The organism is Streptomyces sp. AC512_CC834, assembly GCF_019049325.1.
Classification (GTDB): domain Bacteria; phylum Actinomycetota; class Actinomycetes; order Streptomycetales; family Streptomycetaceae; genus Streptomyces.
Map to the genome: position 1 here is coordinate 28,317 of NZ_JAGMUO010000123.1, position 13,860 is coordinate 42,176.

The 13,860-nt window shown below is 73.9% G+C and carries 14 protein-coding genes; 3 read left to right on the forward strand and 11 right to left on the reverse strand.

The genetic code is table 11. The features are described from left to right. Window positions 1–53 precede the first annotated feature (53 nt). The 11 genes from KUM40_RS38230 to KUM40_RS38280 all read right to left on the reverse strand — a co-directional run bounded on the left by KUM40_RS38230 (window position 54) and on the right by KUM40_RS38280 (window position 11,479). Entirely contained in the window at window positions 54–839 is a 786-nt protein-coding gene (locus KUM40_RS38230; RefSeq protein WP_217170938.1) for a mycofactocin-coupled SDR family oxidoreductase, read from the reverse strand. Next, window positions 836–1,687: a mycofactocin-associated electron transfer flavoprotein beta subunit gene (locus tag KUM40_RS38235; RefSeq protein WP_217170939.1), complete on the reverse strand. Its 852-nt coding sequence runs from the start codon at window positions 1,685–1,687 to the stop codon at window positions 836–838. The genes KUM40_RS38230 and KUM40_RS38235 overlap by 4 nt, the downstream gene beginning before the upstream one ends. After that, the gene (locus KUM40_RS38240) at window positions 1,684–2,004 is read right to left on the reverse strand and encodes a ferredoxin family protein (RefSeq protein WP_254396308.1); all 321 of its coding nucleotides are present in this window, start codon (window positions 2,002–2,004) and stop codon (window positions 1,684–1,686) included. The genes KUM40_RS38235 and KUM40_RS38240 overlap by 4 nt, the downstream gene beginning before the upstream one ends. Further along, complete coding sequence (locus KUM40_RS38245; protein WP_217170940.1) at window positions 2,001–3,311, reverse strand: FAD-dependent oxidoreductase; 1,311 nt, start codon at window positions 3,309–3,311, stop codon at window positions 2,001–2,003. Before KUM40_RS38245 ends, KUM40_RS38240 begins: the two co-directional genes overlap by 4 nt. Continuing rightward, window positions 3,304–4,233 (reverse strand): mycofactocin-associated electron transfer flavoprotein alpha subunit, encoded by a 930-nt coding sequence (locus KUM40_RS38250; protein ID WP_217170941.1) that lies wholly within the window; start codon window positions 4,231–4,233, stop codon window positions 3,304–3,306. The genes KUM40_RS38245 and KUM40_RS38250 overlap by 8 nt, the downstream gene beginning before the upstream one ends. 277 nt (window positions 4,234–4,510) lie before the next feature. After that, window positions 4,511–6,484, reverse strand: coding sequence for a mycofactocin system FadH/OYE family oxidoreductase 2 (locus KUM40_RS38255; RefSeq protein ID WP_217170942.1), 1,974 nt, complete (start codon window positions 6,482–6,484; stop codon window positions 4,511–4,513). After that, window positions 6,481–8,442 carry a mycofactocin system FadH/OYE family oxidoreductase 1 gene (locus tag KUM40_RS38260; RefSeq protein WP_217170943.1) on the reverse strand — a complete coding sequence of 654 codons (1,962 nt, stop codon included), beginning with the start codon at window positions 8,440–8,442 and terminating at the stop codon, window positions 6,481–6,483. The genes KUM40_RS38255 and KUM40_RS38260 overlap by 4 nt, the downstream gene beginning before the upstream one ends. Beyond that, a complete protein-coding gene (gene mftC / locus KUM40_RS38265) occupies window positions 8,439–9,782 on the reverse strand; it encodes a mycofactocin radical SAM maturase (RefSeq protein WP_308401329.1) in 1,344 nt (447 codons plus the stop codon). The genes KUM40_RS38260 and mftC overlap by 4 nt, the downstream gene beginning before the upstream one ends. Window positions 9,783–9,830: 48 nt before the next feature. After that, window positions 9,831–10,094, reverse strand: coding sequence for a mycofactocin biosynthesis chaperone MftB (gene mftB / locus KUM40_RS42530; RefSeq protein ID WP_217170944.1), 264 nt, complete (start codon window positions 10,092–10,094; stop codon window positions 9,831–9,833). Between the two features lie 26 nt (window positions 10,095–10,120). Beyond that, window positions 10,121–10,246 carry a mycofactocin precursor MftA gene (mftA, locus tag KUM40_RS42535; protein ID WP_217170945.1) on the reverse strand — a complete coding sequence of 42 codons (126 nt, stop codon included), beginning with the start codon at window positions 10,244–10,246 and terminating at the stop codon, window positions 10,121–10,123. A gap of 156 nt (window positions 10,247–10,402) precedes the next feature. Continuing rightward, window positions 10,403–11,479, reverse strand: coding sequence for an acyl-CoA desaturase (locus tag KUM40_RS38280; RefSeq protein ID WP_217170946.1), 1,077 nt, complete (start codon window positions 11,477–11,479; stop codon window positions 10,403–10,405). Window positions 11,480–11,774: 295 nt separating this feature from the next. On the opposite strand from KUM40_RS38280, the gene KUM40_RS38285 reads away from it, so the two are divergent. The 3 genes from KUM40_RS38285 to KUM40_RS38295 all read left to right on the forward strand — a co-directional run bounded on the left by KUM40_RS38285 (window position 11,775) and on the right by KUM40_RS38295 (window position 13,823). Next, window positions 11,775–12,425 (forward strand): response regulator transcription factor, encoded by a 651-nt coding sequence (locus KUM40_RS38285; RefSeq protein WP_217170947.1) that lies wholly within the window; start codon window positions 11,775–11,777, stop codon window positions 12,423–12,425. A 173-nt stretch (window positions 12,426–12,598) separates the two neighbouring features. Beyond that, window positions 12,599–12,958, forward strand: coding sequence for a hypothetical protein (locus KUM40_RS38290; RefSeq protein WP_217170948.1), 360 nt, complete (start codon window positions 12,599–12,601; stop codon window positions 12,956–12,958). Window positions 12,959–13,043: 85 nt separating this feature from the next. Continuing rightward, window positions 13,044–13,823 carry a DUF4097 family beta strand repeat-containing protein gene (locus KUM40_RS38295; protein ID WP_217170949.1) on the forward strand — a complete coding sequence of 260 codons (780 nt, stop codon included), beginning with the start codon at window positions 13,044–13,046 and terminating at the stop codon, window positions 13,821–13,823. Window positions 13,824–13,860 lie beyond the last annotated feature (37 nt).

The following is a 13,860-nucleotide window of genomic DNA, read 5'->3' on the forward strand; positions in this document are numbered from 1 at the left end:
TCTCGCCGTCTTCTCCCCGTCCGCGCGGCGCGCGGACGGACTCTGCCGGACCGTCACGCGGTGAAACCCCCGTCGGCGTGCACGACCGTGCCGGTCACCGCGGACGACTCCGCGCGGCACAGCCAGCACACCGCGGCGGCGACCTCCTCGGGCAGCAGCAGACGGTCCACGAGCTGGTGCCGCGCGAAGTCCTCCACGTCCGGCAGGTCGTAGAGCGCCGCGCTGGCGTCCAGCATGGCCGTACGGGTCGAGCCCGGTGACACGGCGGTCGCCGTGACGCCGGTGCCGCGCAGATCGCTGGCCAGCCCCCGCACCAGTCCGACCACGGCGTGCTTGGCGGCGTTGTACCCGGCCAGATGCCACAGCCCGCGGTGGGCCGCCGCCGACGCCAGCGCGACGAACCTGCCCGAGCGCGGTCGCGGTCTGCGCAGCAGGGCGGGGACGGTGGTCCGGGCCAGATTGGCCACCCCGCGCACGCCGATGCCGAACAGCGCCTCCCAGTCGTCGTCGCCGCTCTCCCACAGGGGCTGCCCGCCGGCCATCACCGCAGCGGCGGCCACCGCCGCGTCCACCCCGCCGAACTCGCGCTCGGCCAGCGCGACCGCCCCGGCCAGTGCCCCGGTGTCCCGTACGTCGGCCACGACGTCCACCACGGCGTCCGGCCACTCGGCGGCGAGCGCGGCCAACTCCTCCCGGGTGCCCAGGGGGTAGCCCACCCCGGGCAGGTCCGCGCAGACGTCGACGGCGACGACCCGCCAGCCCTCCCGCGCCAGCCGCCGCACCACCGCCGCCCCGATCCCGCGGGCCGCCCCGGTCACCACCGCGACCCGGGCGCTCACCCGCCCTGCTCCAGGTAGCCGTGGGAGCGCAGGAAACCGAGCAGTTCGTCGACGGCGTGGGCCGGTTCGGCGGCGGTCACCACCCGGGGCGGGGTGCGCGGCACGAACGTGCCGGTCAGCGCCAGCATCCGGTCGCGCGCGGTGTCGCCCGAGGGTCCGGGGAGTACCTTCGGCCGCGGCCGGTAGGGCCGTACGGCGACGGTGCGCACGGCCTCCGGCGACGTGGGCGGGGCCACCGTCACGACCGGTACCGCGGACCGGCTCGCGGCCAGCACGGCGGGCAGCGGCGCCCGGCGCGGCCGGACACTGCCGGCCAGGACCGAACACACCGCGGGGAGCGGGACCCGCAGCCGTTCGCTGCGTCCCGCGTCCAGTCGGCGTACGGCGTGCAGCGCACCCTGCGCCGCCCGCAGTTCCAGCAGTCCCAGTGCCTGGGCCGCGCCGAGCCGGGCCGCGAGGAACGCCGGGGTGGCGCCGGTGCCGTGAGAGGCGCTCTCGTCGCCGCACACCACCACGTCCGGCACGCCGTGCCGCTCCAGCAGCGCCCGGTGCACGGTGCGCGCGGTCGCCGCGCCGTCCTGGGCGGGGCCCTCGACGCGCAGCACCTCGTGCGCGCCCGCGGCGAGGGCCTCGCGCAGCATGCCGTCGGCCTCGGGCCCCGCGACGGTGACCGCCACGCACCGCCCGCCCAGCGCGTCGGCCAGCCGCAGTGCGTGCTCCAGCGCGGCCGGACCCGCGTCGCTCGCCCGGCCGGGCCGCCGGTCCTCCCGCACGGCGCCGGTGAGCGGGTCCACCGGCGCCCCGGGGTCGGCGTGCCGTATCGCGGCGGCCACCAGCACGTCGCTCACCCCTGCTGGAAGACGACGCCGTGCCCGCCGTCGGGGTAGGTCCAGGTGATGGCGCCCTCGGCGTCGCACACCTGGTAGCAGGCCCCGCACTCGAAGCACTGCTCGTAGTTGAAGAGGATGCCGCCGTCCGAGGTCGGCACGAACAGCTTCGCCGGACAGGCGTGCACGCACACCTGGTGGGGGCACGAGCGGCACACGGCCGTGTCCACGCTGATGTGGGCGCGCTCCGAGCGCCGGAAGTCCACCGTGGACATCCGGGTCTCGAAGTCGATGTCGCGGTACTCGGCGTTGTACTCGGGCTTGTACTCGGCGTTCATCCGAAAGACCTCCAACCCGTCACTGCGTCGGACAGAAGATGGCGCAGCCGTACCCCGTGTCTGGACGCGGTACGGCGCAGCAGGCGGCCCAGGCCCGGCTTGGGCCGCGGATTGTCGACCCGGAAGAACTCCTCGGCCAGGTCGCACAGCAGGGCGGGGTAGCGCTGCTGCACCCGGTCGGAGAACACCAGGCCGGGGACCCGGCGCAGCTTGCGGTGATCGGCGAGGACGAAGGACTCCTCCAGCATGCGCCGGTAGCCGGCCAGTCCCGCCAGGGAGGTGTCGTCGCGGGCCAGCGCCTCGACGGCCGCCCGGCCCGCGTACATGCCCGCGCCGATGGCGAAGTTGACGCCCTCCAGCCACACGCCGGCCGCCAGGCACATCGCCGCGGCGTCTCCCGCGACCAGGATCCCGTCCCCGACGAGTTCGGGCATGGTGTCGTAGCCGCCCTCCGGAAGGAGGTGCGCCGTGTACTCCTTCAGCTCCGCCCCGCGCACCAGCGGCGCGATCGACGGATGGGCCCTGAGATCGGCGAGCAGTTCCTCCGGCCGGACCCCGGAGTCCGCCAGGCCCTTCAGGCCGACGACGACACCGAGGCTGATCGAGTCGAGATTGGTGTAGAGGAAGCCGCCGCCCGGGATGCCTCGGGTGCAGCCGAGGATCTCCATGTCCAGGCCGTCGCGCCCGCGCAGGGCGAACCGGTCCTCGAGCACCTCGCGCGGCAGCGCCAGGGTCTCCTTGACCCCGAGGGAGTTGTGCTGTGCGGTGTCCCGGTCGGTGAACAGTCCCGCTTCCTTGGCCAGGAAGGAGTTCACCCCGTCGCAGGCGATGACGACGCCCGCGGTGAGATCGCCGTCCGGGCGGTCCGTACGCACGCCGCGCACCATTCCGTCCACGTCCCGCAGCAGACCGGTGGCGACCGTGGACGGCACCAGCACGGCACCCGCCTCCTCGGCGAGCCGGGCCAGCCAGCCGTCCAGGTCGGCGCGGAAGGCGGTGGCCCCGTTGTACGGAGGCCCGCCCCAGGCCTCGGCGCGCACGTCCACGGTGACGGCCTGCCGGTCGGTCATGATCATGGTGGAGCGGCGAGTGATCCAGCGCTGCGCCGGCAGTTGCTCCCACCACCGCGGTACGAGTTCGTCCAGCACCCGGCCGTAGACGACGCCGCCGTAGACGTTCTTCGAGCCGGGATGCGGGCCGCGTTCCACCAGCGCCACGGACAGACCGGCGCGCGCCGCGGTGAGAGCCGCCGCGGAGCCCGCCGGACCGGCCCCCACGACGACCACGTCGAACATGCGTTCAGTCATGGGGTGCCTCCAGGCGCCGGGCGAGCTCGGCCAGTACGGCCGGGGCGTCGGCCACGATGCCCAGGTCGGCCATCGCGGTCATCGGGCAGTGCGGGTCCGTGTTCACGCTGACCACGTGGCGCGGGCTGCCCAGGCCGCCGACGTGCTGGGCCGCCCCGGAGATGCCGAAGGCCAGGTACAGGTCCGGGTCGACGACCACTCCGGTGGTGCCGATCTGCCGGTCGTGCGGCAGCAGCCCCTGGTCGGTCACCGCGCGGGTCGCGCCGACCGAGGCGCCCAGGATCCGGCCCACGCCGGCCAGCAGTGCGACCGCCGTGCCGCCGCCCAGACCGGCTCCCGCCCCCAGGACCCGGGAGGCCTCCGGCAGCGGGGTGTCGCCGGCCTCGGGCGCGACGGTCCCCAGGGTGTGCGTGCCGCCGGGCGCGTCCGGCCACCGGGCCTCGATCCGGTACGTCACCGGGTCACCGTCCGCCGGTTCCGCACCGCGCACTCCGGGCAGCAGCGTCGCCACGAAGGGTCCGGTGGCCGCCAGTTCGACCAGTTGCCGGCCATCGTGCCGGAGCACCTCGGCGCCCTGCCCGGCCACCGACACGGCCCCGGCGAGCAGCGGACGGTCCAGCGCCACCGCCAGCCGGGGCGCGAGGTCCCGGCCGTCCGAGGAGGCGGGCAGCAGCACGGTGTGCACCCGTGCGAGGAGCGGGGCGAGCACCTCGGCCAGCACACCGGCGTCGGGCAGCCGCGCCTCCACCGTCCACACGGTCCGGGCGCTGCTCAGCCGCGCGCGGGCCCCTTCGGTGCCGTCCCCCACCAGCAGCGCCGCAGCCCCGGCCTCCGCGGCGGACTCGTCCGCGCCGGGCGGGAGTTCGCCGCCACGGACCACGACGACCGCGACCGCGTCCAGCGCGGGCAGTGCCGCGCTCACAGCGCCGCCGCCGGACGGTGCGCGCCTGCGGGTCCGCGACCAGGGCTGCGGGCAGGTCGCCGCCGCAGGCCCGGGCTCGCGGTGGACTCGTCTGCTCCCGGCGGGAGTTCGCCGCCACGGACCACGACGACCGCGCGCCTGCGGGTCCGCGACCAGGGCGGCGGGCAGGTCGACGTCGCAGCTCCGGCCTCCGCGGTGGACTCGTCTGCTCCCGGTGGGAGTTCGCCGCCACCAACGACGACGACCGCGACCGCGTCCAGCGCGGGCAGCGCCGCGCTCACAGCGCCGCCGCCACTCGGTGGCCCTCGACGACCGCGGCGTCGGCGCGGCGCGGTGCCAGGCAGTCGCCCACCCGGTGCACCTCGAACGGGGCGTCCCGCAGGGCCTTCCACAGGTCGTCCTCCGGAGTCTGGTGCACGGCGCACACCACCCAGTCGGCGCGGACGCGGGACATCTGACCGGTCGTGTGGGTCAGCACCTCGACGCTCACCCCGTCACCGTCACCGTCACCGTCACCGTCGTCCTCGGCCGCCGCGGACAGGATCACGCGGTCCGTGGCGAACTCGATGCCCTTGGCGTCCGCCCGTGCGCAGAACGTCTCCATGTCGAGGGTGATGCCGAGGTCCTGGCCGACCACCATGCCGGGCGTGCAGATGCGCACCCGGCAGCCCCGGTCGGCCAGCAGCTCCGCCACCGACGTGGCCTGATGGAAGCCGAGTTCGTCCACGACCAGCACGTCACCGAAGGGCGCCGCCCGGTCCTCCAGCACGTCCCGGACGTCGACGACGCGTGCCAGCCCGGCCGCCCAGTGCGGGGGCTGCGGGCGGGCGCCGGTCGCCAGCACCACCGCGTCCGGCCGCTCGGCCCGCAGCAGCTCCTCCGTCGCCGCCACGCCGGTCCTGATCTCGACGCCCCGGCGGCGGCACTCGGTCAGCAGATTGCGGGTCAGGTCCAGGAACTCGGCCCGCCCCGGCACGACGGCCGCGGACGCCACCTGCCCGCCCGTCGCCCCCGCGCGCTCGTACAGGGTGACCCGGTGCCCGAGCCGCGCCGCCGTGGCGGCCGACTGCAGACCGCCGGGACCGCCGCCGACCACCAGGACCCGCCGGGTGTCCGTGCGCGGTACCGGCAGGACGACGGCCTCGTGACCGGCCCCCGGGTTCTCGATGCAGCCGAGCCGGTGGTTCAGGCCCATCCGGCCGACGCACTCCTGGTTGCAGGACAGACAGGTGCGGATGTCGGCGGTCTGCCCGGCCCGTGCCTTGGCGAGGAAGTCGGGGTCGGCGATCTGACCGCGCACCACGCCCACCAGGTCGCAGTGCCCCTCCGCCAGCGCCCGTTCGGCCTGTACCGGGTCCTTGATGCGGCCGACCCCGATCACCGGGAGCCGCACGGCACGTCGGATCGCGTTGGAGACGAACAGCGCGTACCCGGGGCGTACCGCCATCGACGCCTCGATCATGTACAGCGTCGACGTGGCCACGCCGATGGAGGTGTTGATGTAGTCGACCTTCCCGGTCGCCTCCACCATGCGGGCCACCTCGACGGCCTCCTCGATGGTCGTACCGCCGTCGATCAGCTCGTCCCCGCACAGCCGCACACCCAGCGCCCGGTCCGGGCCGATGGTCTCGCGGACCGCGTCGACGATCTCCAGGAGGAGCCGTGCCCGGTTCGCCAGCGGACCGCCGTACGCGTCGGTGCGCAGGTTCGTCGCGGGGGAGAGGAAGCCGCGCACCACGGAGGAGTGCGAGCACTGCAGCTCCACACCGTCGAAACCGCCCTGGACGGTGTGCCCGGCGACCGTCGCGTAGCCGTCGGTGATCTCGGCGATCTCGGCGAGGTCGACCGCCTTGGGCACTTCGCGGAACAACGGGTCCGGCACCGGCGAGGGAGCCCACACCGGCCGGCGCGAGTACATCCCCGACGCCTGGCCGCCGTTGTGGTTGAGCTGCGCCAGCACCGGGACACCGTGCGCGTGCACCGCCTCGGTGATGCGCCGGTAGCCCGGTACGACCGCCGGACGGAAACCGTGGATGAGCTTCTCGTAGGGCCAGTCCGTGACGTGCGTCGAGTGCTCCTCGGTGATCACGAGCCCGGAGCCGCCGGCCGCCCGCGCGGCGTAGTACGCGGCATGACGCTCGCTGGGCAGCCCGTCCTGCGCGAAGTTCGTCAGATGGGCCGAGAAGACGACGCGGTTGGCCAGCGTCAGCGGGCCGACCCGCAGGGGGGAGAAGAGATGCCGGTACGTCATGGCCTTCGCTCACCGTCGGGTTTGGCGCCGGCGGCGAGGTCCAGAGCCGCCCGCCGGCCTTCCAGGACCGCCTCGTACAGCGTCCGGGGCGCCACGCAGTCGCCCGCCCGCACCATGCCGGGGCGGGCCAGGGACAGGGTCTCGTCGGGCAGCCGGTGGCCGCAGTGGACGACGGACGCGCAGGCGAGGGTGCGCAGCCGGCCGGTCATCACGTCCTCGACGACCAGCTCACCGGCGCGCGCCACCCGGGGCACACTGCGCTTCACCAGCTCCACCCCGGCGCGCTGCAGGCGGGTGTTGGCGTCCGCCAGGTCACCGGTCAGGGCGAGCTGGGTGCCCACCACCTGGTCCTGCGTGACGATGGCGGTCTCGTAGCCGTCCCGGGCGAGGCGCTCGCAGACGCCCGCACCCACCGCGTCGCCCACCGGGTCCACCACGACGACGGGTCCGGGATGCGGCAGCGTCCGCTCCGGTCCCAGGGCGAGCAGATCGGCGGCCTCGACCACCGTGGCGTCCCGCACCTCGTAGCCGCGCGGACCGGGAAGCGAACCGGTGGCCAGTAGCACGGCACGACCGGCGGCCTCTGCGGCGTCCAGGTCCTGGAGGGTGACCTCCCGGCCGGTCGTCACCGTCACGCCCAGCCGCCGAAGCTCCGCCTCCCACCAGTCGGCGAGCCCGCCGAGCGCCGCCCGGCCGCCCACGGCGGCGGCCGTGCGCAGCATCCCGCCCAGCGCGGGCCCGCGCTCCACGACCTCCACCCGGTGCCCGCGCCCCGCCAGGACCCGGGCCGCCTCCAGACCGGCCGGGCCGCCGCCGACCACCAGCACACCGAGCGTGCCCTCGTCCACGCCGTCGAGGCGCGGGTCCTCGGTCTCGTGGCCGCTGCTCGGCTCACCGACACAGCTCACGACCGGGTTGCGGCTGTCGCGCACCCGGCACTTCTGGTTGCAGAGCACGCACGGCCGGATCCGCTCGCCCCGCCCGGCCCGCCACAGGGACACGAGAGCGGGGTCGGCGATCTGCGCCCGGGTCATCTCCACCAGGTCCGCGACGCCCTCGTCGAGTGCTCGCTGCGCCTCGGCCGGGTCCACCACGGAACCCTGCAGCACCACCGGGACGGCACCGGCCACCGCCTCGCGCACGGCACGGCACAGGCCCGTGTTGAACCCGGGCGCCGTGTTCAGGTCCGGGCGGGTCGCGGCGAGGTTCATCGCCGAACCGCGCACGACGACCAGGTAGTCGACCTGTCCTGCGACGTCCTTCGCGATGCCCGCGGCCTGCTCGGGCGTGATGCCCGCCCAGGGGGCCAGTTCGTCGCAGGACAGCCGCAGCCCCAGGACGAGCCCCGGGCCGAGGGACTCCCGTACCGCCGCGAGCACCGAGCGCAGCAGCAGGGCCTTGTCCTGACCGTGGGCGTCGTCGCGCAGGTTGGTCAGCCCGGACAGGAACTGCCGCACCAGGCTGAACTGGCCCGCGTCCACCTCGACCCCGTCCAGACCGGCCTCCGCTGCCGCGCGTGCGGCGTCCGCGAAGCCCGCCACCAGCCGCTCCAACTGCGGGCGCTCCATCTCCATGGGCATCTCGCGGGTGACCACGTCGGCGACCCGGGACGGCGCCCACAGGGCGCGGCGGGCGTGGGCGGACGACCCCTGGGACCCGCTGTGCCCGAGCCCGGCGACCACGAGCGAGCCGTGCGGTCGGCAGGCTGCGGCGACGGCCCGCCAGCCGTCGGCGCAGTCGGCCGCCAGGGGTGCCCGCTCGTAGGGCCAGTCCGAGTCGTCGACACTGGCGGTCTCGGTGACGATCAGACCCGCTCCGCCGGCCGCGCGGCGCTCGTAGTAGGCGACGTGCCGGGAGGAGAGCGCCCGGCCGGTGCCGAGGTTGGTCTCGTGGGGCCCGAACACGACCCGGCTGGGCGCGGTGCGGCCCGCCAGGACGAAGGGCAGACCGAGCGTCACGAAGCGCTGGTGGTGCGTCGCGGCGACCGGAACCCGGCGAGCGGGTCGGGGTCGCAGGCCAGGTCCGGCAGCGCGGACCCCGGCGCGGGCGGCCCCCAGCCGATGGCGACCGGCACCGGGCCGGCCCCGGTCGCCGGACGGGCCGAGGCCGTCGGGCGGGCCGAGGCCGTCGGGCGGGTCGCGGTCGTCGGGCGGGCCGAGGCCGTCGGGCGGGTCGCGGTCGTCGGGCGGGCCGAGGCCGTCGCCGGGCCGGTCCGGTGCGAATGATCCGCACCGGGGCGGGGCACGGACCCGGCGGCCACCAGCTCCAGCGCCCGCTCCCCGTGCCCGCGCACGCACTCCGGGTCGGGCCCGTCCAGCGGCAGGCCGGTGAAGAACTTGGCCGCCATGCAGCCTCCCCGGCACGCGTCGTACGCCGAGCACGCAGAGCACGCACCGGCGCTCTGCGGCTCGCGCAGCGCGCTGAACAGCGGGGAAGTCCGCCACACCCCGGTGAATCCGCCCGGCGAGCGGACGTTGCCCGCCAGGAACTCCTCGTGGATGGCGAACGGGCAGGCGTAGACGTCGCCGACGGGGTCGATCAGACACACCACACGGCCGGCGCCGCACAGGTTGAGCCCCGGCAGGGGCGCCTCGCCCAGGGCGTTGAGGTGGAAGAACGAGTCTCCCGTCAGCACGCCCTCGCCGTGCTCCACGAGCCAGTCGTAGAGCATCCGCTGCTGGTCGGCGCCGAGGTGCATGCTGTCCCACACGTCGGCGCCGCGTCCGGAGGGGCGCAGCCGGGTGAGCCGCAGTTGCGCCCCGAACTCCTCGGCGAGCGCGGCGAACTCGTCGAGCTGACCGACGTTCTGCCGCGTCATCACGACACTGATCTTGAAGTCGGCGAAGCCCGCGTCGGCCAGTCGCCGCATGGCCGTCGTGGCGGTGGCGTACGAACCCGCCCCGCGCACCGCGTCGTTCACCTCGGCGGTCGCACCGTCCAGGGAGATCTGCACGTCCACGTAGTCGCTCGCGGCGAGCCGACGGGCGCGGTCCGGCGTGATCCGGACGCCGTTGGTGGAGAACTTCACCCCCACCTGATGGTCGGTCGCGTAGTCGACGAGTTCCCAGAAGTCCGGCCGGACCGTCGGTTCGCCGCCGCCGATGTTGACGTAGAACACCTGCATGCGCTGCAGCTCGTCGATGACCGCGCGGCACTGGGCGGTGTCCAGCTCCCGGGGGTCGCGGCGGCCCGAGGAGGACAGACAGTGCACGCACGACAGGTTGCACGCGTAGGTCAGTTCCCAGGTCAGGCAGATCGGGGCATCCAGCCCCTGCGACATGTGGTCGACGAGCTTCACACGGTCCTCCCGTCACGTCTGGCTCCCCTGCGGCGTCCGGTCGCGGACTCAGCGGGGTTCGATGGTCCCTGCGGTGGCGAGCCCGGCCAGGGCCCGGAGGTAGGCCGCGTGCCGCTCCGGTCGGACCCCCGCCCCGTCCAACGCCGACCGCACATCGTCGTGCAGCTCCAACGAGCGGACGATCCGCAGGAGTTCGGGTGTCTTAAGGAACGACAGCCGGCGGGTCCCGAAGTGATACACCAGAGCCCCGAAGGGCTCCGGGCGCAGGGCGACCTGAGGGGAACAGCGGTAGGGCCGCTCGGGATCGAACACGACTGCTCCTCCTGGCGGCGCCTTCGTCAGTAGACGCCGCACATGCCGTCGATGGAGATCTCCTCGACCAGCATGTCCTCCTCGACCTCTGCCACCTGATCGTCGGAAGCGGGCTCTTGGCGGTACTCGGTCTCGGTCTCGGTCTCGGACACGGCAACTCCTCCGTCGGAGCGCGGGAAAGTGGTCTGGGAAGGTGGTCTGAACTGCGGACAAACCTAACTCCGGGGTGCGGACGCCAGAAGGCGCGCGGACCCCTAACCTCACGGCCGCCGCCGGGATAGGGGTCTGCGCGCCGGGCCTGACAGCCCTCACGCCTCCTTGCGCTGCCGCCTGATCGGCTCACCCACCCGGTGCAGATGCGTCAGCGCCTCCCGGTAGGACTGGATCAGCCCGGTCTCGTGGTACGGCACGCCGATCTCGGCGCAGTAGTCGCGCACGATGACCTGGGCCCGCTTCAGGTGCGGAGTGGGCATGCTCGGGAACAGGTGGTGCTCGATCTGGTAGTTCAGCCCGCCGAGCAGCACGTCGACGAAGGGGCCGCCGCGCACGTTGCGCGAGGTCAGCACCTGCCGCCGCAGGAAGTCGGGCCGGTCGTCGCCGGTGAGGGTCGGCATGCCCTTGTGGTTCGGGGCGAACGCGCAGCCGAGGTAGACGCCGAACAGGCACTGGTTCACCAGGACGAACGCCACCGCCTTGCCCGGGGAGAGCACCAGGAACAGGGCGGACAGGCACACCACGATGTGCGTGAACAGCAGCGTCCCCTCCAGGACCCGGCTCTTCGTCGACGGCGCGCGCAGCGCCCGGATGCTCGACACGTGCAGGTTGAAGCCCTCCAGCGTCAGCAGCGGGAAGAACAGGAGCGCCTGGTGGCCGCCGAGGAAGCGGGCCAGTCCCCGGCTGGAGCGGGCCTGGTCGGTCGACCACACGAGGATGTCCGGGGCGACGTCGGGATCGAGCTCCTCGTGGTTGGGATTGGCGTGGTGGCGGGTGTGCTTGTTCATCCACCAGCCGTAGCTCATACCGATGCCGAGGTTGCCGAACAGCCGGCCCCAGATCTCGCTCGGCCGACGCCGGGTGAAGATCTGCCGATGGGCCATGTCGTGCGTCACCAGCGCCAACTGACCGAAGACCACGGCCAGGAAGGCGGCCACCGCCAACTGCCACCAGGTGTCGCCGAGCATGACGAAGGCGACGGCGCCCGCCGCGAGCAGCGCGGTCACCAGGCCGAGGCGCGCGGTGTAGTAGCCGGGCCGCCGGGCCAGCAGACCGGCCTCGGCGATGCGTTGGGACAGCCGGGAGAAGTCGCTGCCGGTTCCGGAGCCGGACGTACGGGGCCGGGCAGTGGGGGCCGGGGCCTCGGTCAGGGCGTCAGTCGGGAACGTCATGGAGTGAGTCTCGGGAACGAGACGGCATCGGGGTAGTGGGCTGAGCCCCGGCGGACGGTGGGGACAACCCCACGCGCTCCCGGGGGGCTGACGCCACCCCTATGCGCCTCACCTGCGGTTTTACAGAGAGGCGCGGGCGGTGCGCGGCCTTGGGAGCCCGATCGGTCCGAGCTGAAGTTAGGGGGCGCACAACCCCCGTGCGCCCAGATCGCCCGACGCGGGAGTGGGTAGGTTCGTCAGCGGTCCACCGTCCACACCCGGTGGCCCCCGACATGCGGCCACGTGGGAGATTTCCGTGCGCGTAGTGCTTGCCGAAGACCTCTTCCTGCTGCGGGACGGACTGATTCGCATGCTCGAGGCCTACAAGTTCGAGGTCATCGCGGCGGTGGACAACGGCCCCGCCCTCACCGGCGCCCTGGACGACCCGCGCCTCGACGTGGCGATCGTCGACGTACGACTGCCGCCCTCGCAGACCGACGAGGGCCTGCGGTGCGCGCTGGCCGCCCGCCGCAAACGCCCCGGGCTGCCCGTGCTGGTGCTCTCCCAGCACGTCGAGCAGTTGTACGCGCGTGAGCTGCTCGCCGACGGCAGCGGAGCGGTCGGCTATCTGCTCAAGGACCGAGTGTTCGACGCGACCCAGTTCGTCGACGCGGTCCGTCGCGTCGCCGGGGGCGGCACGGTCATGGACCCGCAGGTCATCTCGCAGCTCGTGGCCCGGCACTCGACGGCCGACCAGCCGATCGGCCGGCTGACCAAACGAGAGCTGGAAGTGATGGAGCTGATGGCACAGGGCCGGTCCAACGCGGCCATCGCCGCACAGCTCGTACGGACCGAACGCGCGATCTCCAAGCACACCGCGAACATCTTCACCAAGCTCGGCCTGATCCAGTCCGACGACGACAACCGCAGGGTCCTCGCGGTGCTCGCCTTCCTCGACCGGCCGTGATGTGCCGACCGGCCCTGAGGACGGGTCACGAACAGACGGGGCACCAACAGACGGGTCACGAACAGACGGGTCACAAACAGGGGTCGGTCGGGGTGTCGGGTGCGTTCCCGTCCGTCCTAGCCTGGCGCAATGTCGATGACATCTGCCGACGAGGCCGCCGACGGAGTGGCGCGATGACTCCCAGCCGGCTGGCCTCGTGCGACGAGACAGCCCGGGCAGCGCACGACGGAGGCCCACTCCGCGTCTACGAGCAGCGCGTACGGTACGCCCCCGAGGAGTCCAGGCAGCGGCGGCTGGACGCGGTACGGAGCTGCGCGCACATCGCGCTCGCCCGGGCCGGCACACCCCCTCTCGCCGCCCTCCCCCCTGCCGTCGGCCGGCCCGACGCGCCGCGCACCGTACACACCGCCGTGTCGTGGGACGAACTGGTGGGCAGCGCCCAGGAGAGCGTGCGGCAGACCTGGCTGCCGATGGTGGGCCGCATGATCGGCCTCGACGACAGTGCGGTACGGGCGGTGTCCGTACGACCGTGACGGACGGCCCCGGGATCAGCCCCGGGCCGTACCCCCCAACACAGCGCGGAGCTGTCTCCCCGCTCTCACGATTGGTGAAGGTGCGATGTACGAATTCCAGGCGAACGGCCCGGTCACCGCGTCCGTACAGATTCCCGGCGGCACGTGTGTGGTGAAGGCGACCGCCGGACCGGCCGTCACGGCCGAGGTGACGCCGGCGGCGTCCTGGCGTTCCGGGGACCGCAAGGCCGCCGAGGCCACCACGGTGGACTTCGACGGCGGTGTACTCACCGTGCGCACCGGCGAGCGCGGCGACCGGCCCAAGGGACGGATCCGGGTGGACCTCCTGCTGCCCACGGGATCGGCCCTGGAGATCGCCTCCGACTCGGCCGACGTCGAAGCCCACGGGCAGTTGGCCTGGCTCACCGTCGACACCGGCTCGGGGCAGACGAAGGCCGAGTACGTCGCCGGTGACGTGCGGCTCGACGTGAACTCCGGCGACAGCGAACTGGGCACCGTCGGCGGCGCCCTGGCCTTCGCGGCGCGCTCGGGGGACCTGCGCGTGGACCACGTCGGCGGACCGGTGAGCGGCAAGTCGACCAGCGGCGACATGCGTCTGGGTACGACCGAGAGCGGTCTGCGCGTCGGGACGAACTCCGGCGACGTGCGCGTCGGCACCGTCGGCGGCGGGGCCGTCCACGTCACCTCCTCCTCCGGTGACGTGTCCGTCGGCGTCGACCGGGCCTTCGGCGTGCGGCCGGTGCTGCGGACCAACAGCGGGGACCGGCGCGGCGAACTCGCCGACGGCGCGCCCTCGACGGGGGCCGGGGACATCGTCGTGGAGATCACCACGACCAGTGGGGACATCACCCTGCGCCGGGCCTGACACACCCCGCGCCGGGGCCGCGCGAAAGGTCAGAGCG